Here is a 20,809-nt window from a genome sequence, read left to right as displayed (position 1 = left end):
CGGCGGGCCCTGGCCGGCGCCGAGCGCCCCCTCGTCACCGCCCTTCGGCAGGCCAGGGAAGCCGGCCCGTACGCTCTGCCGTCGGCGAAGCGGTCGTGCCGTCCCACCCGTGCGACGGCATCGTCCCGGGCACAGACTGGTGGGAGATCGATGCTTCCCGCGAGGCTGGGAGAGGCATGCTGCTGGGACTCACCACCGCGTTGGTCGCCACCGTCTGCTTCGGATTCGGGGCGGTGTTCCAGGCGCGTGGCGCGCGGTCGGCGCCGCGGGCGGACCGGGTGCGGGCGGGGCTGCTGGCGGCGCTGGTGCGGTCGTGGGAGTTCCTGCTCGGCACGGCGCTGGACATCGTCGGCTTCGGCTTGAGCATCGTGGCGCTGCGCAGTCTGCCCCTGTTCCTCGTGCAGGCCGTCACCAACGCGAGCCTGGCCGTGACGGCGCTGGCTGCCGTCTGGCTGCTCGGGGCGCGGCTGCGCCGGGGGGACGTGGCGGGGATCCTCGCCGTGGTGGTCGGTCTGACGCTGCTGGCGTTGGGTTCGGGCCGGGAGGGCCGCGAGTACGCCCCGGCGGTGTTCCACTGGGCGCTGCTCGCGACCACCGCCCTGATGCTGCTGCTCACCCTCGTCCTGGTGCGCCGTGCCGGCACTGTCGCGGCGGCCGGGCTGGGGCTGCTGGCGGGGGTGGGGTTCGGGGTGACGAGCCTGGCGGTGCGGGTGCTGGACGCGTCGAGCCCGGCGGCCGTGCTCACCGACCCGGCGGCCTACGCGCTCGCGGCCGGCGGCCTGGGCGGCTACCTCGCGTACGCGCTGGCCCTGCAGCGCGGCACGGTGACGGCCGCGACCGCCGCCGGGACGGTCGCCGAGACCTTCGGCCCGGCCCTGGTCGGGGTGGCGGCGCTCGGTGACGCGGCCCGGCCGGGCTTCGAGTGGTGCGCGCTGGTGGGGTTCGCGGTGGCGGTGGGCGGCACCTTCCTGCTGGCCCGGTTCGGCGAGCTGGAGGGGGAGTCCGCGGAGGCCGCCGCGGCCCTGTGCGCCGCGAACCCGTCCGGCGCGGATGCGTTCGGCGCGAACCCGGACGCCTCGGGCCCGGGCGCCTCGCACCCGGACGCCTCGAACCCGGCCACCTCGAACCCGGCCACCTCGAACCCGGCCACCTCGAACCCGGACACCGAGGCGGAGTCGGCTGCCCCGCCCCGGTAGCCCGGACGATGCCGCCGTGCGAAGGTGACTTGCCGGACAAAACGGACGGCGACACGCCCACGGAGCGGCAGGTGCGCGATGGCGGACGAAGCCCAGCCGGGCCCTCGACACTCGGGGCCCACCGACCGCCCGGTCGTGCTCGTCACCGGTGCCTCCTCCGGCATCGGCCTGGCCACGGCCACCCGCCTGGCCGACGCCGGCTGGCGGACCCTGCTCTCCGGCACCGACCAGGCCCGCCTCGACGAGGTCGCCGCCCGCACCGGCGGCCGCGCCCTGCCCGAGGACCTGAGCAAGCCGGACGGCCCGCGCCGCCTCGCCGAGGCGGCCCTCGCGGCGGCCGGCCGGGTGGACGCACTGGTCGCGAGCGCGGGCCTGGGCTGGCGCGGACCGTTCGTCGACACCCCCGCGGACGTCCTGGACCGGATGGTCGAGGTCAACTTCGCGGCCCCGCTGCGGCTGGTCCGCCTCCTCCTGCCGGGCATGCTGGAGCGCCGCCGCGGCCGGATCGTGCTGCTCGGCTCGATGGCCGGCCAGGTGGGCGTGCGCGACGAGTCGGGCTACGCGGCGACCAAGGGCGGGCTGGCGATGTTCGCGGAGAGCCTCTGGTACGAGCTGCGCGGCACCGGGGTCGGGGTGCGCCTGGTGCTGCCGGGCCCGGTGGACACCCCGTTCTTCGAACGGCGCGGGACGCCCTACCAGCGCGAGCGGCCGCGCCCCGTCCCGGCGGAGCGGGTCGCCGACACCGTGGTCGCGACCATCACCACTGAGCGCGACCGGCTGTACGTGCCGCACTGGCTCGGCCTCCCGGCCCGGATCCACGGCGTGGCGCCGGGCGTGTTCCGGCGGATGGCCGCTCGCTTCGGGTGAACACGGCCACCTGGGCGCTCACGGTGGCGGCCGCGGCCGAGTTCGCGCACCTGGCCCCCGCGGCGGTGCGCCTTCCGGTGCTGCGCCGCACGCTGGCCCGTCGGACGGCCGGCCTCGGCGCCGACCCGCACCACGTCGCGCTGACCTTCGACGACGGCCCCGATCCGCGCAGCACCCCGTACGTCCTGGACGCGTTGGACGGGCTCGGCGGTGTGCGCGCCACGTTCTTCCTGCTGGGCTCGATGCTGGAGCGCGCTCCCGCCCTCGGCCGGGAGCTGGTGCTGCGCGGGCACGAGGTGGCCGTCCACGGCTGGTACCACCGGCAGCAGTGGTACCCGGCCCCGGTCCGCGACCTGCGCGAGGTGCGCCGCACCACCGAGGCGGTGACCGAGCTGTGCGGGGCCCGCCCGCACTGGTACCGCCCGCCGTACGGCGTGCTGACCGCCGGCCCGGCCCTGGCCGCCCGCAGCCTGGGCCTGCGCAGCGTCCTGTGGACGGCCTGGGGCCGGGACTGGACGGCGGAGGCGACCGGTGCGTCCGTCTACGCGACCGCCCGCCCCGGCCTCACCGGCGGTGCGACCCTGCTCCTGCACGACTCCGACTGCACGTCGGCCCCCGACTCGTGGCGCGCCACCCTCGCCGCGCTTCCCCTGATCGCCGCCCACTGCCGCACCCGGGCCCTCACTCTCGGCCCGCTCCGCGACCACGCCGTCCCCTGGCCGTCCTGAACCCCCGGTCCGTCCGTTGCCGCGCCGCGCACCGCCGTAGCCCCCGCCCGATGCCCGCCGGCTACGCCAACCCCGCCTGCTCCAGGGCGCCGGTGAACCCGGTGCGCCAGCGCTCCGGGGTGGCGCCGGGGGAGGGCGCGGGCTCGGGGCGGGCGAGGGCGGCGAGGGCGTTGCGGACCACCTCGGCGGGGTGGGCGGAGGCGACGTCGGCGTGGCCGAGTTCCAGCTCGTGCTGGAGGTTGTCGCGGCCGTGGCCCTGGACGACGTCGAGCAGCAGCAGCCGCCGCCCGAGGGCGCGGGCCTCGCTGCAGGTGTCGCCGGAGCTGGTGACGACGAGGTCGGCGGCGGCCATCAGCGCGGGTATCCGGTCGGTGTGGCCGAAGGGGTGCAGTCGAGGCTCCCGGCGGGCGGCGGCCCGCAGCCTGCGTTCCAGTTCCCGGTTGCGCCCGGCGACGGCGAGCACGTGCGCCCCGGCGGCGGCGAGCGCGGCGGCGGTGCGGGCGAGCGGCCCGAGCCCCCAGGCGCCGGACATCAGCAGCACGCACGCGGCACCCGCCGGGACGCCCAGGTCGGCGCGAGCCTCGGCCCGGCCGGGCGGCCGGTAGAACGGCTCCCGCAGCGGCGCGGGCAGGACGGTGACGGCGGCGTCCGGCCGGTAGCGGCGGACGGCGCAGGCGGCGACCTCGGAGGTGACCAGGAAGAGGTCGGTGCCCTCCTGCACCCAGAGCCGGTGCGGCGTCACGTCGGTGCAGAACACGAAGTGCCGGAAGTCCCTGTTCGGCAGCCGGTTGACGGCCGAGGTGGCGGTGGCGAACACCGAGACCACCAGCTGCGGCCGCTGCGCCGCGACCAGCTCCCGCAGGGCCGGGACGAGCCGGGTACGGGCCGCCGCGTCGGCGAGCAGCGCGAGCCGGGCGCCCGGCCGCAACGCCGAGAAGTGGAAGGCGTCGTACACGCCGGGCAGGTCGAGCAGCCGCCGGAAGACGGCTTCCCCGGCGGCGCCCGAGCGCTGCCCGAGCAGCGCCATCGCGTCCACGGTGCCGGTGGTCCAGCCGCGGGCCCGCAGGGTGTCCGCGCAGGCCTGGGCCATCACGTCGTGGCCCTGGCCGAGGGAGCCGGAGACGAGCAGCGCGTGCGGCATCGGGCGGCCCGGTCAGGAGGCGGCGGGGGCGGCGGTGTCGGCCCGGTACCAGTCCGCGTACCGCCGCACGCCGTCCGTGAAGTTGGTGTGCGGAGACCAGCCGAGCAGCCGTTTGGCCTGGGCGCAGGAGATCCGCCGCCCGGCGTAGTCGGCTTTGCGGCCGTCGATGTGCTCGATGCTGACGGGCCCCAGCAGCGTGTCGACGGTGTCCGCGATGTCGCGCACCGAGACGGCGGTCGAGCCCTCCAGGGCGAAGGTCCGGTCCTCGGCGGCGGGGGAGAGGGCCCGGACGTGGGCGTCGGCGAGGTCCTCGACGTAGACGAAGTTGCGGCTCTGCCGGCCGTCGCCGGCGATGGTGATCGGCCGTCCGGCGAGCGCCGCCTGGACGAACCGGGCGACGACCAGTTCGTCCCGCATCCGGGGCCCGTACGGGATGCCGTAGCGCAGGATGGTGAAGTGCTGCCCGTACAGCTCGCGGTAGCTGTGCACCAGCAGCTCGGCGGCGAGCTTGGTGGCGACGTAGAGGTGGCCGCTGTGTTCCAGCTCGATCGGCACATGCTCGTCCAACTCCTGTTCCCCGCCGCCGAGTTGATCGTCGGTGAGGGCGGCGCCGTAGACCCAGACGGTGCTCGCCAGCACGGTGCGGCTCAGCCCGCTGCGCCGGGCGGCCTCCAGGACGGCCTCGGTGCCGTCGATGTTGGTCCGCACGGCCCGCACCGGGTCGGCGGAGACCTGTTCGACGTCGGCCATCGCGGCGAGGTGGTACACCACTTCGCTGCCGGCCAGCGCGGAGGTGAGCGCCGCCAGGTCGAGGACGTCGAGCCGGGCGTGCTCGGCGTCGGGGTTGAGGTACTTGTCGGTGGTGTCCACCGCGAGGACGTCGTGGCCGGCCGCGAGCAGGTGGTCCACGACGTGTGAGCCGATGAATCCGCATCCCCCGGTGACGGCTATCCGCACGTTCTCTCTCCTTGCCGAGCTCCTGCTCGTGCTTCTGGTCGAGCTTCCGGTGGTCGAGCTGCCGGTGGTCGTGCTTCCGGTCGTGCCTCCGGCCGGGCTGACCCGGTCGGGCGTGCCCGGCCGGGCGGACCCGGCTATCCGACGAGTCGCCGGTGCACCGCCGAGACGGCCTCGATGACCTGCTCCGTCTCGTCCTCGGTCATGTCGGAGTGCACCGGCAGGCAGACCTGCCGCGCGCAGACGTCCTCGGCGACCGGCAGTGCCTCGCGCCGGTAGGGGGCGAGGACGGGCTGCAGGTGCAGCGGCAGGTCGTACACCTCGCCGGACAGCCGCACGCCGTACTCCTCGGCGACCGCCCGCTTGAACGCGGCGCGCTCCACCCCGGGCGGCAGCAGCGCCAGGTACTTGTAGTAGTTGCTCCGGCAGCCGGGCGGTTCGAGCACCGGCTCCAGGCCGTCCAGCCCGGCCAGCGCCGCGTCGTAGCGGCGGGCGACGGCCCGGCGGGTCTCGATGAACTCCTTGAGCCGGCGCAGGTGCACGGCGCCGACGGCGGCGCTGAGCTCGCTCATCCGCCAGGCGTAGCCGAGCCGGACGTGGTGGTTGGTGGTGAAGGAGCCCTTGCCCTGGTCGCGGTAGGTGCGGGCCTCGTCGCGCAGCTCGGGCGACTCGGTGACGATCAGGCCGCCCTCGCCGCTGGTGATGACCTTGGTCGGGTAGAACGAGAAGGCCCCGGCCAGGCCGAACGTCCCGGCCGAGCGCCCGTCGAGGCTGCTGCCGTGGGCGTGCGCGGCGTCCTCGACCAGCGGGATGCCGCGGTCGTCGCAGATCGCGCGCAGCGCGCCGACCTGCGGGGTGACCAGGCCGCCGATGTGGACGAGTACGACGGCTGCGGTATCCGGGGTGAGGGCCGCCTCCATCGTCTCGGGGGAGAGCGCCAGGGTGTCCGGGTCGACGTCGGCGATCACCGGACGCCCGCCGGCGTGCAGCACGGCGCCGGCGGTCGCATAGAAGGTGACGGCCGGGACGACGACGTCGCGGCCCCGGACGTCGACGGTGCGCAGGATCACCTCCAGCGCCGCGGTGCCGCTGCTCACCGCGACGGCGTGCGAGGCGCCGTGCTCGGCGGCGAAGGCCTGCTCGAAGCGCTCGGTCCACGGGCCCAGGGTGAGCGCGCCGGTGGCGAGCATCTCCGTCACCGCGTCGGCGACGGCCGCGCGGTCGGATTCGTCGAACACGATGCGGGCGGCGGGAACGCCCATGGGCACCTCCGGCGGCGGGGCTGGGTCGGCGGCGATCGGGTCGGACCGGCCCGAACCATGCGAAAAGGGTCGGGCCCACGCTACGTCGCCCGGCAGCCCGCGGCCCGTCGTCGCCGCCCGCCCGGGTGACGGCGCCGGGCCCCGTCGAGCCTGCCGGGGCCGCCCGCGGAAGTACCCCGGGCTGCTCCCGCCGCAGGTCATGCGCTCCGCCGTTCGGGGGGGCCGTACTGCGTCCGCAGTACGCAAACGGCCTGCGCAGGGACGACGACGGAGCAGGGTCCGGCGATCAAGGATGGGTCATGCTGCGGGCGGTCCGCGTCGAAAGGCGCCGGCCCGGCCGCGGCGCGCACGCTGACCGAGATCCGAAGGAGTCCACTCTCCCGTGGCCACGTTCCTGTACCGCCTGGGCCGCTTGGCCTTCGCACGACGCCGGCTGGTGACCTTGCTCTGGGTCGCCGTGCTGGCCGTCTGCGGAGTCCTCGCGGCCAAGGCGCCCGCCGCACCCGACGACGGCTTCGCGATGCCCGGCACGGAGGCGCAGAAGGCCTTCGACCTGATGAACGAGCGCTTCCCCGGCGGCCACGCCGACGGCGCCTCGGCCCGCCTGGTGTTCGTCGCCCCGTCCGGGCAGAAGATCACCGCCGCGCCCAACGAGCAGGCGGTGGAGCGGACGGTCGCCGAACTCGCCCACGGCGAGGAGGTCACCGGCGCGGTCAGCCCGTTCAAGGCCGGCGCCGTTTCCAAGGACGGCACCACCGCGTACGCGACCGTCAGCTACTCCGTCAAGGCGGGCGAGCTGTCCAAGGGCGCCACCGACGCCCTGGAGCAGGCCGCCCAGCACGGGCGGGACGCCGGTCTGAAGGTCGAGGTCGGTGGCAACGCGCTGATGGCCAAGCCCGAGGCCGGCGGCAGCAGCGAGATGGTCGGCATGGCGCTGTCCGCGGTCGTCCTGGTGATCACCTTCGGCTCGCTCGTCGCCGCCGGGCTGCCGCTGCTCACCGCCGTGATCGGGGTCGGCCTCGGCATGGCCCTGATCACCGCGCTCGGCAGCACGCTCGGCCTGTCCTCCACCACCGGCACCCTCGCGATGATGCTCGGCCTCGCGGTCGGCATCGACTACGCCGTGTTCATCGTCTCCCGCTACCGGGCCGAGCTCGCCGAGGGCCGCACCCCGCAGGAGGCGGCCGGCCGGGCCGTCGGCACCGCCGGGTCCGCCGTGGTGTTCGCCGGGCTCACCGTGGTGATCGCCCTGGCCGGGCTCTCCGTGGTCGGCATCCCGATCCTCGCCAAGATGGGCATGGCGGCGGCCGGCACCGTGGTCATCGCCGTCCTGGTCGCGCTCACCCTGGTGCCCGCGCTGCTCGGCTTCATCGGTCGTCGGGTGCTGCCCCGCAAGGCCCGCAACGGCGCCGTCCAGCCGAAGAAGGAGAACGGCGGCTCCCGCTGGGCCCGGTTCGTGCTGCGCCGCCCGCTCGCCGTGCTGCTCGGCGCCGTGATCGGCCTCGGCGTGCTCGCGGCCCCCGCGCTCGACCTGCGGCTCGGCCTGCCCGGTGACGAGTCCAAGCCCACCTCCACCACCCAGCGCCGGGCCTACGACCTGCTGTCCGAGGGCTTCGGCCCCGGCTTCAACGGGCCGCTGACTGTCATGGTGGACGCCAAGGGCACGCCCGATCCGAAGGCCGCCGCGGGCGAGGTCGCCAAGACCGTCTCCGGGCTGCCCGGCGTGGTCTCCGTCACCCCGCCGATGTTCAACAAGGCGGGGGACACCGCCCTGCTGAACGCCGTCCCGGCCACCGGCCCGAGCGCCGCCGAGACCAAGGACCTGGTCCAGACGATCCGCGGCCACGCCGCCGGCCTCAAGACGGCCACCGGGGCGACGATCCTGGTCAGCGGCACGACGGCGATGAACATCGACGTCTCGCAGAAGCTCACCGACGCGCTGGTGCCCTACCTCGCCGTGGTCGTCGGCCTCGCCGTCGTCCTGCTGCTGGTGGTGTTCCGCTCCGTGCTCGTCCCGCTGAAGGCGGCGCTCGGCTTCCTGCTCTCGGTGGCCGCCGCGCTCGGCGCCGTGGTCGCGGTCTTCCAGTGGGGCTGGCTCGCCAACCTGATCGGCGTCGAACAGACCGGTCCGGTGATGAGCATGATGCCGATCTTCATGGTCGGCGTGGTCTTCGGCCTCGCCATGGACTACGAGGTGTTCCTGGTCACCCGGATCCGCGAGGGCTTCGTCCACGGCGAGCAGCCCCGCGAGGCCATCGTCACCGGCTTCCGGCACAACGCCCGGGTGGTCACGGCCGCCGCCTTCATCATGATCGCGGTCTTCGCGGGCTTCATCGGCATGGGCGAACCGATGATCAAGATGATGGGCCTGGGCCTCGCCGCGGCCGTCGCCTTCGACGCCTTCGTGGTCCGGATGACCATCGTGCCGGCCGTCCTCGCGCTGCTCGGCCGCCACGCCTGGTGGCTGCCGCGCTGGCTGGACCGGCTGATACCGGACATCGACGTCGAGGGCAGCAAGCTGCAGACCGCCGCCCCCGAACCGGCCCCGGTCCGGGAGTCAGTCGGCGTGTAAGGCCGGTCCCGCGGACCAGCCCGGGCCCGTCCCGATCCACGGGGCGGGCCCCGGCCCGGACACGGGTTCGAGCCCCTACCGTTACCGTTGCTGTCGGGGCCTGCCACGCGCACGGCGGCCCCGACCCGGCCCACCCCGCCCGGCAGGGCGCGGTTCGGCACGAACTGGCAGAACCCGGCGAGGGTGCCGCCAGGGCACCCCCGACCCGGAGAGCACCCCCATGACCGACACCTGGCAGCGGCTGCGCTGCGACCACCCCCGGCTGCTCGACGCCGTCGGTGGCGTCGTGCTGGTCGCGATGACCTTCGCCGGTGCCAACGTCGACCAGGCCGGCCACGTCATCCCCTTCCGGCTGCTCAGCGGCGCTATCGCGCTGGTCTCCGCCGTCGCCGTGTTCGCCCACCGCCGCTACCCGCGCCTGGTGGTCGTCATCACGCTGATCTGCACGATGGCACTCGTCGCCCTCACCCCCCGGCTCACCCCCGGGCTGGCCACCCCGCTGCTGCTCGCCCTCTACTTCCTCGCCGTCCGCACCGACCGCTCCACCGCCCTGCGCGCCTCGATCGCCTCCGCCGTCCTGCTCACCGGCACGTCGCTGATCGGCGACGGCGGCGGCCCGATCGGCGAACGGATCGGCGTCCTCGCCTGGGCCCTGCTGCCCGGCGCCCTCGGCGACTCCATCCGCAACCGCCGAGCCCACCTCGCGGCCATCGAGGAACGCGCCGAACGCGCCGAACGCACTCGCGAGGAGGAGGCCCGCCGCCGGGTCGCCGACGAGCGGATCCGGATCGCCCGCGACCTGCACGACGTCGTCGCCCACCACATCGCCCTCGCCAACGCCCAGGCCGGCATCGCCGTCTACCTCATGGACCGCCACCCCACCCAGGCCCGCGAGGTGCTCAGCCACATCACCGACGCCACCGGCTCCGCGCTCCAGGAGCTGCGCGCCACCGTCGGCCTGCTGCGCCGCGCCGAGGAGCCCGCCCCGCTCGAACCGACCCCCGGCCTCGACCGGCTCCCCGATCTGATCAACTCCTTCGAACGCACCGGCCTGCCGGTCCGGCTCACCGTCGAGGGCGAGGCCCGCGCGCTGTCGCCCGGCGTCGACCTCACCGCCTACCGGATCGTCCAGGAGTCCCTGACCAACGTGGCCAAGCACGCCCGCGGCGCCGACGCCGAGATCACCCTCGCCTACAGCGGCAGCCGGGTCGCCGTCAGCGTCGCCAACGGCCGCCCCCCGGCCGGCGCCCGCCCCCGACAGGCCCTTCTGCCCCACCCCGCCCCCGGCGAGGGCGGCTTCGGGCTGATCGGCATGCGCGAACGGGCCGGCGCGGTCGGCGGCCGGTTCACCGCCGACCGCCGCCCCGACGGGGGCTTCCTGGTCACGGCCGAACTTCCGCTGCGCACCGGCGCCCGAGACGACAAGGACCACGCTTGACTTCCTCCCCCGGCTGAAGGCCGGGGGCTGCCCGTTGTCCCGCTCCGCAGGAGTTTCGTTTCCTCCCCCGACTAAAGCCGAGGGTATCCACGAAAGGAATCCGATGACCATCCGGGTACTGCTCGCCGACGACCAGGCGCTGCTGCGCGGCGCCTTCCGGGTCCTGATCGACGCCGAGGACGACATGGAGGTGGTCGGCGAGGCCGCCGACGGCCGCCAGGCCGTCGAACTCGCCCGCGCCACCCGTCCCGACATCGTCCTGATGGACATCCGGATGCCCGGTGCCGACGGCCTCGGCGCGACGGCCGCCATCTGCGGGGACGAGGAACTGGCCGGCACCCGGGTGTTGATCCTCACCACCTTCGAGATCGACGAGTACGTGGCCCAGGCGCTGCGCGCGGGCGCGGGCGGCTTCCTCGGCAAGGGGGCGGACCCGGCGGAACTGCTCGCCGCCGTCCGCACCGTCGCCGCCGGGGACGCCCTGCTCTCTCCCGCCGCCACCCGGGCCGTCATCGACCAGTTCCTCGCCCAGCCCGATCCGGCGGCCGGCGCGAACGCCTCGGCGGAGCGCCTGTCCGTGCTCACCGCCCGCGAGCGCGAGGTGATGTCCATGGCCGCCACCGGGCTCACCAACGAGGAGATCGCCGAGCGGATGTTCGTCAGCCCCTTCACCGTCCGGACCCACGTCCACCGCGCGATGGCCAAGCTGGATGCCCGCGACCGGGCCCAACTCGTCGCCATCGCCTACCAGTCCGGCCTGGTCCCGCCCGGCCGTCCGGCCTGACCGAACGGGACCGGTTTGACCGAATGGGACCGGCTTGACCGAACCGGCCCGGCCGTGCGGTCGGCCCGGGTCGTGCCCGCGTGCCCGCCTCGCGCCGTCCGAGGCGGTAGCAGCCCTGGGCAACCGTCAAACTCCGGCCATATATCGAGGATCTGAATTCCAGCCTGCCCGAAAACGACCTCCGAACTGGTGTATCAGCGAGTAGTCTGCCGATGACTCAGAATGAGGAGGAGTGTTCGTGGAAACGAAGGACACGGCAGGCGAGGTGCGGATTCTCCAGCCGTTGCCCGGGCGCACGGCCGACGGATCGCAGGCGTTCGACCTGCGGTTGACACGTTTGCTCCGCCTGCTCGGGGTCGACGCCGCGCACGGGCCGGACTTTCCGAGTGCGGCCCGGTGGGAGGTCCACAAGGCGCTCTCCGGGCGCACCGAACTGCCCGAGGAGTACTTCGAGGCACTGCTGGAGGCGGCGGTCTACGACCCCAACCCGAGCTTCAACCGGCGCTTCGTCGAGCCCGCCCTGCTCGCCTTCGGCCAGCGCCGGGTGCGGCTGACCCTGCTCGGCTACCTGCACACCGGCACCGACGCGGAACGGGCCGGCGCCGCCCGGGCCTGGTACTGGACGTCCCTGTCGGTCGGGGACGGCCGCAACACGGCCGCCGCCGACGAGGGGTCGATCGTCCGGGACGCCTGGTACGAGGCCGCGCTGCGCGAGTTCGTCGCCAACGAGGACCTGGACGTCCGGCGCTGCATCCTCCCCGGGCTGCCCCTCGTGCCGCGCGCCTACCCGCCGCAACTGCACGACCTGGTGGAGGCCGCGGTGGCCATCGCGCGCTCGCATCCCGACGAGTACATCCGTCACCGCGCCGAGATCCAGGTCGGTCTCTGACCGCCCCCGGCCCCGCCAGACCCCGGCGGGGCCGGGAAAGCGCGGACCCCGGTCGGCGGGCCGTGGGACGAACGCGTCGGCGCCTCCTGGCGGCGGACCAGGTCAGCCCGTCTTGACGGTGATCTCGCCGATGTTCGTCCCGAGGTCCAGCCGGTACTTCCCGTTCGGGTCGCTCTGGACGCCGATGTGCTTCTCGCCCAGGTCGGTCGAGGCGGTGACGTGGTAGGAGGAGGTCGGCACGGTCACGTTGATCTCGCCGTTCGAGGTCTTCGCCGTGATGTTCTGGGCCTTGCCGGGGGTGAGCTTGATCCCGCCGTTGTCGGTCTTGGCGCTGACCCGGTCGCCCTTGAGCGAGGTGCCCTTGATCTCGCCGTTGTCGGTGCGCACGTCGACCGGCCCGGCCACGTCGTCGAGCATGATGTCGCCGGAACTGGTGTGCACCGAGACCTCGCCGACCTGCGAGAGCTTGACCCCGCCCGAGGACGTCCCGCCGCTGATCGGCAGCCCCGGCGGAAGCTCGACGGTGTAGTCCACCGAGCAGTTGCGCCCGCAGCCGCTCAGCACCAGCACGCCGCCGTCCACCCGGGTGGTCGCGCCGGGCTTGCCGCTGCGGTACTCGATGTCGCGGTGGACGGCGGCCTGGGTGGCGCCGGCCTTCCCGTGGACGGTGACGTCCCCGGCGGAGGTGTCCAGCTTGATGGCGGTGATCTTGTCCGAGACGGTCGCGTCGTCGCTGAACCTGGTCCCGACCGGGTTGCAGGCGCTGAGCGCCCCGGCGGCGAGCCCGGCGACCACGAGTGCCCCTGCGTAGCGGCGGTACCTGCCCATGTTCGTCCCCCATGTCCTGCGCGTCTGCCGCGCGATGGCCCGTGCTGGCCCCTGTCCGGGGCCGTCCCGACGACAGTAACCGCGCGTGGTGGCCCTGGTCGGTGGTATTAACCCCCCAAAGAACGGTTCACCCGCACCCCGCGCGGCGCCGAACTCACCATCGACGGCCAGGCCTTCCTGCCCCGCGCCCGCCCGTCGGCGGTGGCGTCCAGCTCGCGCAGGCTGGTGACGATGGCGTCCACCTTCAGCAGCTCCTCGGCGGTGACAAGGTTCACGCTCATGAGGTTTCTTCCTTGCGGAAGCGACCGGTGCGGAAGCGGCCGTTTCCGCACCGGTTCCGCTTTGATGTCTCCGATCCTCTGCGCGCCCGGTCAACGACCGATAAACACCCTGCCGATCTGGCACCCCGCCCCGCTCACCACCCCCGACGCCGCCGTGCACCGGCCAGGGCATTCTCCGGCGCCGGAACCGGCAAGCTCACCGCCGCGCTGGTCGCCTCGGGCGCCGACGTCATCGCGGTGGAGCCCGACCCGGCGATGCTGACGGGCGTGCCGCGCGTCCGGCGGCTGGGAGAGGGCGATACGCGAGTCGACGTGCGTCTCGTCGACCCGGCAGGGCGGCCCTCCGGCGCGATGTGGCCGCGGTCCGGCCCGGGTTGCTTGAACAGCCTCCCGCCGGGCCGGGATCCGCTCACCCCTGCCGGGCGGGCGGAGACCCGGCCGTGGCGGCCAGACGGCGGGTCAGTACGCGCGTGGTGCTGCCGTCGTCCTCGCTGATGTCCCGGACGTGCTCGAAGCCGATCCTGTCCAGCAAGGTCAGCGAGGCGTTGTTCGATGCCGCTACGGTGGCGTGCACCTCGGTCAACCCGAGAGTGCCGAAGCCGTAGGCCACGAGGGCCTGGGCCAACTCCGTACCCAGGCCCGATCCCCACGCCGCCGGGGTGAGCGCGTAGACGAGCTCGTGGCCCACGACCGCATCGGTGGGCTTGATCTCGGCATGCCCGATCAACGCACCGTCCCTGCGAACAGCCCAGACATCGAACAGGTCCTGGGCGTAGACCTTCGTGAAGATCCGCCCGAACAGGGCCCGGTCCGCCTCCTCGGAAGCAGGGCCGTCACCCATCCACCGCGACACCCTCACATCCTGGAACAGGGCCACGAAGTCCTCTTCGTCCTCGGGTACGTAGGGGGCGAGGAGCAGGCGCCGGGTGTGCAGAGTCGGGGGCATGGACGGCGACGCTACCCATCCGGCGTCACGCCCGGCAAGCCACTTTCACCGGCGCGGACCCCGCCGGGCGCAGCCCCGGCCGCCATCGCACCGGCGACACCGTCCGCGCCGGAGGAATCGCCGATCGGCGCCGATGGGCCATTGCCTGGTCGACCAGGAAATCAGTAGACCGGTCGGTATATTCAATCCGTCGGAGGCGTCAGGGCTTGCGGCCGACCGCGCCGTACATGCTGACGCGGTCGGCGCCGGGGGCGGGGGTGGTGTCGGGGCGCCAGAGAGGGACGGTGGTGACGCCGGGGTCGAGGATGTCGAGGCCGTCGAAGAAGGTGCGGACCTCGTCGCGGGTGCGGCCGACGAGGGGTGCGGCGGCCTTGTCGTAGATGCCGGTGACGCGGTCGCGGATCTCGGCGGAGATGAAGTCGGCGGTGCCGTGCGAGAGGACCAGATGGCTGCCGGAGGGGAGCGCGTCCAGCAGGGTGCCGACCGCCTGGTGCGGCTTGTCCTCGTCGCGCAGGAAGTGCAGGACGGCGGCGAGGACGAGGCCGATCGGTCGGGAGAAGTCGAGCAGCCCTTCGGCCTCGACGACGGCGAGCACGGCGGACGGTTCGCGGAGGTCGGCCCGGAGGACGGCGGTCCGCCCCGGTCCCGCGCCGGACATCAGGGCACGCGCGTGGCTGAGCACGATCGGGTCGTTGTCGACGTAGACGACCCGGGTGCCCGGGCTGGCGGCCCGGGCGATCTCGTGGGTGTTGCCGGCGGTGGGGATGCCGGTGCCGATGTCGAGGAACTGGTCGATGCCGAGATCGGCGACGCAGCGTACCGCGCGGGTGAGGAAGCCTCGATTGGCCCGCGCGGTGGAGCGAAACTCGGGGTTGGCGGCGAGTGCCTTCTCGGCTGCGGCACGGTCGGCGGGGAAGTTGTCCTTCCCGCCGAGGTAGTAGTCGTACATCCGGGCCGGGTGCGGGATGTCGGGTCGCAGGTCGGCGGGGATCCCGGGTTCGCCGGGCTCCCACATGCTCTTGTGTCCCACGGTTGCCGCCCCCATCTGCTGACGATCGGATGATCTGCTTGTGACGCCCTCGGGCGACAGCGTAAAGCGCAGGTCACGGCCCGCGTGCCGGTTGGTCGGGTCGCCCCTGTATGTCCCTTTTCGGCCGGTCGACCGCCGCCCGGTCAACCTCTGGCCGTCCGTCCCGCCGTTCGTCGTGCGCCCCCGCGCGTCCCGGCGGAGGATGGGAGGTCCCGGCGGTGAACCGGTGCCGGAGGACATTGACGGCGAATTCAGATGCCGGACGGGAGACGGGAGGTCGATGCCGTGGTGATCGCTATGGCAGACATCCGCGAGTGGCGCGGCCATCCGGTGGTCGACGAGAAGAGCCACCGCATCGGCTCGCTGGAGTCCGTCTACGTGGAGACGGCCACCGACCAGCCGTCCTTCGCCACCGTCACGGTCGGCCTGGCGGGCAGGCGACGCCTGGTGTTCGTCCCGCTCGACGGGGCGGTGGTCGGACCGGGCTACGTCCGGGTGGCCTTCCCGAAGAGCCAGGTCAAGCAGGCCCCCGCGATCGGCACCGACGATGTCCTGCCCGTCGAGGACGAACCCGCCGTGTTCGCACACTACGGGCTGCCGTACGAGACCGGCGCCGGCGGTGAGCGCCGCCTCGCCCGCCGTTGAGCCCTGCCTGCCTGCCTGCCTGCCTGTGCGACTGCCCGACTGCCCACAGGCCTGCCCGCCTGCCCGCCTGCCTGTGCGACTGCCCCAGGGCGAGCATCGCCCCGCCCTGGAATGGATACCCCACCGGGTACAGTTGTCACTCGACAGTCGATGCGAAAGGCGGCCCGGACATGCAGGTGGACGAGGAGTCGGTCGGCGCGGTCCTGAACCGGCTGCGCCGCGCCCAGGGTCAGTTGGCCGGGGTGATCGCGATGATCGAGGCGGGGCGTGACTGCAAGGACGTGGTCACCCAGCTCGCCGCCGTGTCGCGCGCCCTCGACCGGGCCGGGTTCAAGATCGTGGCCAGTGGCATGCGCCAGTGCATGGCCGCCGCCGACGAGGACGCCGCGCCGATGAGCGAGGCCGAGCTGGAGAAGCTGTTCCTCGCCCTGGCCTGACCGTCGGGCAGCAGGGCCGCAAGGCGGCAGGGCAGTAGCGCAGCAAGGCAGTGCGGGAGCACGACGGTAGGGCAGCAGCAGGGCAGCACCAGGGCCGCGGCGGATCTCCGCCGCGGCCCTTTCCGGCGTTCCGGGAGGGGGATTCCCCGCCGCCGGTCACGGAGTTCCCGAACCGCCCGATGTTCCGTCACGCATCGTTCATGTTCCGGTCGCTGACCTTCGGATGAATGAGGGCCGCCCGCAGTTGTACAGCCAACTGCGGGGCCAACCCTCCCCAGCCTCCGTGACCAGCCGCGCGCGGACCCGGCGCCGACCCCCGGCGGACCGGGCCCCGGGCGGCGGACAGGAAAACCGTGGCCGCAGGCAGCGCCCTGACCCTCACCTCCTCCGCCAACCCCACCGAAGGCGACCGGCTCACCTTCCACTGGAGCACCGACGCCCCCGACGACAAGAACTGGGTCGGCATCTACGACGGCGACCGCCGTCCCGGCACCGGCTCCTCCCTCCTCTGGAAGTACACCCCCGCCGCCTCCGGCGATCTCCAGCTCGACACCTCGGCGCTGACCGGCGGCCCGTACACCGCTTACCTGCTCGCCAAGGACGGCTACGGCATCCTCGCCCAGAGCGCCCCGTTCAGCTTCCGCGCCAAGCCCGCCGTCGTCCGTCCGCACAGCGCCGTGGACGCCGTCACCACCACCCCCGTCGCCCCCGGCACGGCGGTGTCCGTCAAGCTCGGCGGGCTCTGGTCCCGCCCGGCGGGCAACCCGGCCGGGACGGCTGCCTTCCGCAAGGTCAGCGGGCCGTCCTGGCTGACCGTCGCCGCCGACGGGACGCTCACCGGCACCGCACCCGCGGCGGGCAAGAGCCCCGAGGTGGCCGTCGTCGGCGTCAAGGACAGTGCGGGCGCCACCGACACCGTCACCGTCCTCGTCCCCGTCGTCGATCCGGCCGCGCCGCCGCGCCTCAAGGCCGCCAGCTGGAACCTGCACAACGCGGGCGCCGGCTACACCGACGCGCTGGAGAAGCAGCTGCGCGTCGTCCTCACCCAGGGCCTGGACGTGCTCGCCCTGCAGGAGACCGCCGGCGAGCGGGCGAAGACCCTCGCCGACGCCCTGGGCTGGTACGCCTACCAGAGCCCCGGCAGCGTCGGCATCCTGAGCCGCCACCCGCTCGTCGACGTCACCCCGGTGACCGCCGACCTGCCCGCCGCCGGGGTCACCCTGCAGCTGCCCGGTGGCCGCACCGTCCGCTTCTGGGCCGCGCACCTCGACGAGGCGGACTACGGCCCGTACGCGCTCCAGGACGGTCGGACCGCCGCCCAGACGGAGACCGCCGAGACCGCTTCGCTCCGGCTGAAGCAGGCCAAGGCGCTGGCCGCCGCGGTGCGCGCGGACATCGCCCGGCACACCCCGGTGGTGCTCGCCGGCGCCCTCTCCTCGCCGTCCCACCTGGACTGGACGGCCGCCACCGCCGCCGCGCACGGCGGTGTCGGGGCGCTCAACTGGCCGGTCAGCCTCGCTCTTCAGGGCGCCGGGCTGACCGACAGCTTCCGCGAGGAGAACCGCGACCCGGTCGAGTTCCCGGGCGCCACCTGGTCGCCCACCCGCCGGCAGCGCGGAACCAAGCCCGAGCCGCAGGACCGCATCGACTACGTCCAGTACGCCGGCCCGCTGAAGCTGGTCGAGGCGCACACCCTGGTCGCCGACTGGCCGCAGCCCGAGCCGAACGACGCCGCCAACGAGTGGCCCTCCGACACCGCCGCCGCCGTCGCCACCTTCCAGCTCTGAGAGGCCAGTTCACGATGCCCGAGCTCTCCCGCCGCACCTTCGTCGGCGCCACCGCGGCCGTCGGCGCCACCGCCCTGACCGGCCTGGCCGCAGGCCCCGCCGAGGCCGCCTCCGCCGACGCCGCCCCCGGCCGGCTCACCGGCACCATCAAGGACGTCAAGCACGTCGTCGTGCTGATGCAGGAGAACCGCAGTTTCGACCACTACTTCGGTACGCTCAGCGGCGTCCGCGGCTTCGGCGACAAGCAGGCGCTCCAGTTCCCGGACGGCGCCGACGTGTTCCGCCAGCCGGACAGCCGCCGCAGCGACGGCGGCGCCATGCTGCCGTACCGGATGGACACCTCGAAGTACAACGCGCAGAACGCCGGGGGGCTGGCCCACGACTGGGCGACCGGCCACCAGGCGATCAACAACGGTGCGATGAACAAGTGGATCGCCGCCAAGGGCGAGCGCACCATGGGCTACTTCACCCGGGACGACATCCCCTACCAGTACGCCCTGGCCGACGCGTTCACCCTTTGCGACGCCTACTTCACCTCCCTCGCCGGGCCGACCGACCCCAACCGCCTCTACCTGTGGACCGGCACCTCCGGCCCCGGCCGCGACGGCACCACCGGGCCCTGGATCGACAACACCCCGGTCACCGACAACCCCGTCGCGGACTGGACCACCTACGCCGAGCGCCTGGAGCAGGCCGGCGTCAGCTGGCGGGTCTACCACAACCCCAGCAAGGACGACCGCACCGGCGACTACGACGACAACGCCCTCTCCTACTTCAAGCAGTTCCACAACTTCCCGCCCACCGACCCGCGTTACATCAACGCGATGACGAAGTTCGACCCGACCGACTTCGACCGCCACTGCAAGGACGGCACCCTGCCGACCATCTCCTGGCTGGTCGCCCCGTACCTGTTCTCCGAGCACCCGGACGCCGGCCCGGCGTACGGGGCGCACTGGGTCAACCAGGCGCTCCAGTCGCTGATGTCCAACCCGGAGGTGTGGCAGCACACCGTCTTCCTGGTCATGTACGACGAGAACGACGGCTACTTCGACCACATGGTCCCGCCCACCCCCGAGCCCGGCACTCCCGAGGAGTTCACCCAGGGCCGCGCCATCGGCCTCGGCAACCGCGTCCCCCTCTGGGTCGTCTCGCCCTGGTCGCGCGGCGGTTGGGTCAACTCCCAGGTCTTCGACCACACCTCGGTGCTGCGCTTCATGGAGCTGGTCACCGGCGTCGCCGAGCCCAACATCTCGGCCTGGCGCCGGGCCGTCTGCGGCGACCTCACCAGCTGCTTCGACTTCGCCGCGCCGACCACGTCGATCCCGTCGCTGCCCGACACCACCGCCCTGATGGCCAAGGCCGACGCGGGCGCCAAACTGCCCGGCGTCGCCCTCCCGGCCGTCGGCGCCCAGTCGATGCCCGTTCAGGAACGGGGCGAGCGCCCGCACCGCCCGCTGCCCTACCAGCCGTGGGCCGACGTGGACGTGGACCGCAAGACCGGGAAGGTCGTCTGCACCCTGAGCAACGACGGTTCGGTGGCCTTCCCGTACACCGTCTACCCCAACATCGCGTTCCCGTTCGCGGGCACCCCGTACACCGTCGCCCCCGGCGCCACCGCCCAGTACGTCTGGGACGCCGCCGCCACCAACGGCCGCTACGACTTCACCGTCCACGGCCCGGACGGCTTCGTGCGCCGCTTCGCCGGCACCGTGGTGCGTGACGGCCGGGACGGCCAGAACGACGTCGCTGTACCGATCGTCACCGCCGACCTGCGCGGCAGCCGGCTGACCCTCCAGCTCGTCAACGACGGCCTGACCGACCTCGCCTTCACGGCCGCCCCCAACGACTTCGCGGGCACCGCGCAGACCGTCTGGGTCCGCCCCGGCAAGCAGGTCAACCTGGCCTGGCCGCTGGACAAGCAGGGCCGCTACGACGTCGTCGTCACCGCCCACACCGGTCGCCGCTTCACCCAGCGCTACGCGGGCTGGGTCCACTAGCGCCCCCGGGCCGCGGCCCGGGGCGCCGATCCGGTGACCCCCGGCCGTGGCTCGGCGGCCCGGGCGGCGCCCGGGGCTACCGTCGGGCGCATGCAGAAAATCAGCACCTTCCTCTGGTTCGACGACCAGGCCGAAGAGGCCGCCGCCTTCTACACCTCACTGTTCCCCAACTCCCGCATCACCCAGGTCAACCGCTACGGCGAGGCCGGTCCCGGCGCCGCCGGCTCGGTGATGACGGTGGTCTTCGAGCTCGCCGGCCGGCCGTACGTGGCGCTCAACGGCGGCCCCGAGTTCACCTTCTCCGAGGCGATCTCGCTCCAGGTGGACTGCGCCGACCAGCAGGAGGTCGACGAACTCTGGGCCAAGCTCACCGCCGACGGCGGCCAGGAGGGCCCGTGCGGCTGGCTCAAGGACCGCTACGGCCTCTCCTGGCAGATCGTGCCGCGCGTGCTCAACGAGCTGATCACCGACCCGGACCGGGCCAAGGCCGACCGGGTGACCGCAGCGATGCTGCGGATGCAGAAGATCGACGTCCGGCAGCTGCTCGACGCGGCCAGGGGCTGAGGCCATGGCCGCGCCCGCCGTCCGCAGCACGCTCTACCTCCGTGCCACCCCCGCGCGGGTCTGGCACGCCCTCACCAACGCCGACGAGTCCGGCCTCTACTGGGGGCACCGCAACGTCTCCACCTGGTTGCCCGGCGCGCCCTGGGAGCACCAGCGCGCCGACGGCTCCGGGATCGCCGACGTGATCGGCGTCGTCGAGGCCGCCGACCGCCCGCACCGGCTGGTCACCACCTGGGCCGGGCCGCAGGAGCGGCGCCCGGGCGGGCCCTCCCGGGTCACCTTCGAGATCCAGGGCTGGCGCGAACTCACCCGGCTCACCGTCACGCACGACGACCTCGCCGACGAGGCCGAGCGGGCGGACGCCGAGCGGGGCTGGTCGGCGGTGCTGTCCAACCTGAAGACCTACCTGGAGACCGGCCACCCGCTCCCGCAGGAGCCCTGGTCGATGCCCTGACGCCGATGC

The 20,809-nt window shown here is 73.7% G+C and carries 20 protein-coding genes; 13 read left to right on the top strand and 7 right to left on the bottom strand.

The features are described from left to right. Positions 1-176 precede the first annotated feature (176 nt). The 3 genes from ACIOJE_RS02945 to ACIOJE_RS02935 all read left to right on the top strand — a co-directional run bounded on the left by ACIOJE_RS02945 (position 177) and on the right by ACIOJE_RS02935 (position 2,791). Entirely contained in the window at positions 177-1,196 is a 1,020-nt protein-coding gene (locus tag ACIOJE_RS02945) for a hypothetical protein (protein WP_400772883.1), read from the top strand. A 78-nt stretch (positions 1,197-1,274) separates the two neighbouring features. Continuing rightward, positions 1,275-2,063 (top strand): SDR family NAD(P)-dependent oxidoreductase, encoded by a 789-nt coding sequence (locus tag ACIOJE_RS02940; RefSeq protein WP_400772881.1) that lies wholly within the window; start codon positions 1,275-1,277, stop codon positions 2,061-2,063. After that, entirely contained in the window at positions 2,060-2,791 is a 732-nt protein-coding gene (locus ACIOJE_RS02935; RefSeq protein ID WP_400772879.1) for a polysaccharide deacetylase family protein, read from the top strand. The genes ACIOJE_RS02940 and ACIOJE_RS02935 overlap by 4 nt, the downstream gene beginning before the upstream one ends. A gap of 61 nt (positions 2,792-2,852) precedes the next feature. Here the strand turns inward: ACIOJE_RS02935 and ACIOJE_RS02930 are convergent, their stop codons facing one another. The 3 genes from ACIOJE_RS02930 to ACIOJE_RS02920 all read right to left on the bottom strand — a co-directional run bounded on the left by ACIOJE_RS02930 (position 2,853) and on the right by ACIOJE_RS02920 (position 6,148). Continuing rightward, the gene (locus ACIOJE_RS02930; protein ID WP_400772878.1) at positions 2,853-3,932 is read right to left on the bottom strand and encodes a hypothetical protein; all 1,080 of its coding nucleotides are present in this window, start codon (positions 3,930-3,932) and stop codon (positions 2,853-2,855) included. 12 nt (positions 3,933-3,944) lie between these two features. After that, the gene (locus tag ACIOJE_RS02925; protein ID WP_280680600.1) at positions 3,945-4,889 is read right to left on the bottom strand and encodes an NAD(P)-dependent oxidoreductase; all 945 of its coding nucleotides are present in this window, start codon (positions 4,887-4,889) and stop codon (positions 3,945-3,947) included. Positions 4,890-5,023: 134 nt separating this feature from the next. Further along, complete coding sequence (locus ACIOJE_RS02920; RefSeq protein ID WP_400772876.1) at positions 5,024-6,148, bottom strand: DegT/DnrJ/EryC1/StrS family aminotransferase; 1,125 nt, start codon at positions 6,146-6,148, stop codon at positions 5,024-5,026. 382 nt (positions 6,149-6,530) lie between these two features. On the opposite strand from ACIOJE_RS02920, the gene ACIOJE_RS02915 reads away from it, so the two are divergent. The 4 genes from ACIOJE_RS02915 to ACIOJE_RS02900 all read left to right on the top strand — a co-directional run bounded on the left by ACIOJE_RS02915 (position 6,531) and on the right by ACIOJE_RS02900 (position 11,831). Next, a complete protein-coding gene (locus ACIOJE_RS02915) occupies positions 6,531-8,720 on the top strand; it encodes an MMPL family transporter (protein ID WP_400772874.1) in 2,190 nt (729 codons plus the stop codon). Positions 8,721-8,940: 220 nt separating this feature from the next. Next, positions 8,941-10,158 (top strand): sensor histidine kinase, encoded by a 1,218-nt coding sequence (locus ACIOJE_RS02910; protein WP_400772872.1) that lies wholly within the window; start codon positions 8,941-8,943, stop codon positions 10,156-10,158. Positions 10,159-10,261: 103 nt separating this feature from the next. Next, a complete protein-coding gene (locus ACIOJE_RS02905; protein WP_400772870.1) occupies positions 10,262-10,942 on the top strand; it encodes a response regulator in 681 nt (226 codons plus the stop codon). A gap of 238 nt (positions 10,943-11,180) precedes the next feature. Continuing rightward, a complete protein-coding gene (locus ACIOJE_RS02900; protein ID WP_280680595.1) occupies positions 11,181-11,831 on the top strand; it encodes a hypothetical protein in 651 nt (216 codons plus the stop codon). 102 nt (positions 11,832-11,933) lie between these two features. Here the strand turns inward: ACIOJE_RS02900 and ACIOJE_RS02895 are convergent, their stop codons facing one another. The 4 genes from ACIOJE_RS02895 to ACIOJE_RS02880 all read right to left on the bottom strand — a co-directional run bounded on the left by ACIOJE_RS02895 (position 11,934) and on the right by ACIOJE_RS02880 (position 14,901). Then, complete coding sequence (locus ACIOJE_RS02895; protein WP_400772868.1) at positions 11,934-12,659, bottom strand: DUF4097 family beta strand repeat-containing protein; 726 nt, start codon at positions 12,657-12,659, stop codon at positions 11,934-11,936. A gap of 107 nt (positions 12,660-12,766) precedes the next feature. Then, the gene (locus ACIOJE_RS02890) at positions 12,767-12,940 is read right to left on the bottom strand and encodes a hypothetical protein (protein WP_400772866.1); all 174 of its coding nucleotides are present in this window, start codon (positions 12,938-12,940) and stop codon (positions 12,767-12,769) included. Positions 12,941-13,349: 409 nt separating this feature from the next. Continuing rightward, positions 13,350-13,886, bottom strand: coding sequence for a GNAT family N-acetyltransferase (locus ACIOJE_RS02885; RefSeq protein ID WP_400772865.1), 537 nt, complete (start codon positions 13,884-13,886; stop codon positions 13,350-13,352). A 199-nt stretch (positions 13,887-14,085) separates the two neighbouring features. Next, positions 14,086-14,901 carry an SAM-dependent methyltransferase gene (locus tag ACIOJE_RS02880; RefSeq protein ID WP_280680835.1) on the bottom strand — a complete coding sequence of 272 codons (816 nt, stop codon included), beginning with the start codon at positions 14,899-14,901 and terminating at the stop codon, positions 14,086-14,088. 312 nt (positions 14,902-15,213) lie between these two features. Here ACIOJE_RS02880 and ACIOJE_RS02875 point away from each other — a divergent pair, with 312 nt between their 5' ends. The 6 genes from ACIOJE_RS02875 (at position 15,214) to ACIOJE_RS02850 (ending at position 20,800) form a co-directional block, all read left to right on the top strand. Next, positions 15,214-15,561, top strand: a complete 348-nt coding sequence (locus ACIOJE_RS02875) for a PRC-barrel domain-containing protein (RefSeq protein WP_400772863.1) — start codon at positions 15,214-15,216, stop codon at positions 15,559-15,561. 170 nt (positions 15,562-15,731) lie between these two features. After that, positions 15,732-15,998 carry a metal-sensitive transcriptional regulator gene (locus tag ACIOJE_RS02870; protein WP_280680590.1) on the top strand — a complete coding sequence of 89 codons (267 nt, stop codon included), beginning with the start codon at positions 15,732-15,734 and terminating at the stop codon, positions 15,996-15,998. Between the two features lie 353 nt (positions 15,999-16,351). Then, the gene (locus ACIOJE_RS02865; protein ID WP_400772861.1) at positions 16,352-17,785 is read left to right on the top strand and encodes an endonuclease/exonuclease/phosphatase family protein; all 1,434 of its coding nucleotides are present in this window, start codon (positions 16,352-16,354) and stop codon (positions 17,783-17,785) included. Positions 17,786-17,799: 14 nt separating this feature from the next. After that, positions 17,800-19,782 (top strand): phosphocholine-specific phospholipase C, encoded by a 1,983-nt coding sequence (locus ACIOJE_RS02860; RefSeq protein ID WP_400772859.1) that lies wholly within the window; start codon positions 17,800-17,802, stop codon positions 19,780-19,782. Positions 19,783-19,872: 90 nt separating this feature from the next. Further along, complete coding sequence (locus ACIOJE_RS02855; protein ID WP_280680587.1) at positions 19,873-20,346, top strand: VOC family protein; 474 nt, start codon at positions 19,873-19,875, stop codon at positions 20,344-20,346. A 4-nt stretch (positions 20,347-20,350) separates the two neighbouring features. After that, the gene (locus tag ACIOJE_RS02850) at positions 20,351-20,800 is read left to right on the top strand and encodes an SRPBCC domain-containing protein (RefSeq protein WP_280680586.1); all 450 of its coding nucleotides are present in this window, start codon (positions 20,351-20,353) and stop codon (positions 20,798-20,800) included. Positions 20,801-20,809: the final 9 nt, after the last annotated feature.

Origin of the sequence: Kitasatospora sp. NPDC087861, from assembly GCF_044742585.1 — a bacterium.
Classification (GTDB): domain Bacteria; phylum Actinomycetota; class Actinomycetes; order Streptomycetales; family Streptomycetaceae; genus Kitasatospora.
Note: the sequence above shows the minus strand (reverse complement) of the source record. Positions and strands in the feature narration are given on the sequence as shown.

Excerpts from the sequence above, each read along its gene's own strand:
- ACIOJE_RS02860 (WP_400772859.1), top strand. The coding sequence starts at position 17,800 with ATGCCCGAGCTCTCCCGCCGCACCTTCGTCGGCGCCACCGCGGCCGTC.
- ACIOJE_RS02930 (WP_400772878.1), bottom strand. The coding sequence starts at position 3,932 with ATGCCGCACGCGCTGCTCGTCTCCGGCTCCCTCGGCCAGGGCCACGAC.
- ACIOJE_RS02855 (WP_280680587.1), top strand. The coding sequence starts at position 19,873 with ATGCAGAAAATCAGCACCTTCCTCTGGTTCGACGACCAGGCCGAAGAG.
- ACIOJE_RS02850 (WP_280680586.1), top strand. The coding sequence starts at position 20,351 with ATGGCCGCGCCCGCCGTCCGCAGCACGCTCTACCTCCGTGCCACCCCC.
- ACIOJE_RS02940 (WP_400772881.1), top strand. The coding sequence starts at position 1,275 with ATGGCGGACGAAGCCCAGCCGGGCCCTCGACACTCGGGGCCCACCGAC.
- ACIOJE_RS02910 (WP_400772872.1), top strand. The coding sequence starts at position 8,941 with ATGACCGACACCTGGCAGCGGCTGCGCTGCGACCACCCCCGGCTGCTC.
- ACIOJE_RS02905 (WP_400772870.1), top strand. The coding sequence starts at position 10,262 with ATGACCATCCGGGTACTGCTCGCCGACGACCAGGCGCTGCTGCGCGGC.
- ACIOJE_RS02890 (WP_400772866.1), bottom strand. The coding sequence starts at position 12,940 with ATGAGCGTGAACCTTGTCACCGCCGAGGAGCTGCTGAAGGTGGACGCC.
- ACIOJE_RS02945 (WP_400772883.1), top strand. The coding sequence starts at position 177 with ATGCTGCTGGGACTCACCACCGCGTTGGTCGCCACCGTCTGCTTCGGA.
- ACIOJE_RS02895 (WP_400772868.1), bottom strand. The coding sequence starts at position 12,659 with ATGGGCAGGTACCGCCGCTACGCAGGGGCACTCGTGGTCGCCGGGCTC.
- ACIOJE_RS02885 (WP_400772865.1), bottom strand. The coding sequence starts at position 13,886 with ATGCCCCCGACTCTGCACACCCGGCGCCTGCTCCTCGCCCCCTACGTA.
- ACIOJE_RS02880 (WP_280680835.1), bottom strand. The coding sequence starts at position 14,901 with ATGTGGGAGCCCGGCGAACCCGGGATCCCCGCCGACCTGCGACCCGAC.
- ACIOJE_RS02920 (WP_400772876.1), bottom strand. The coding sequence starts at position 6,148 with ATGGGCGTTCCCGCCGCCCGCATCGTGTTCGACGAATCCGACCGCGCG.
- ACIOJE_RS02875 (WP_400772863.1), top strand. The coding sequence starts at position 15,214 with ATGGCAGACATCCGCGAGTGGCGCGGCCATCCGGTGGTCGACGAGAAG.
- ACIOJE_RS02870 (WP_280680590.1), top strand. The coding sequence starts at position 15,732 with ATGCAGGTGGACGAGGAGTCGGTCGGCGCGGTCCTGAACCGGCTGCGC.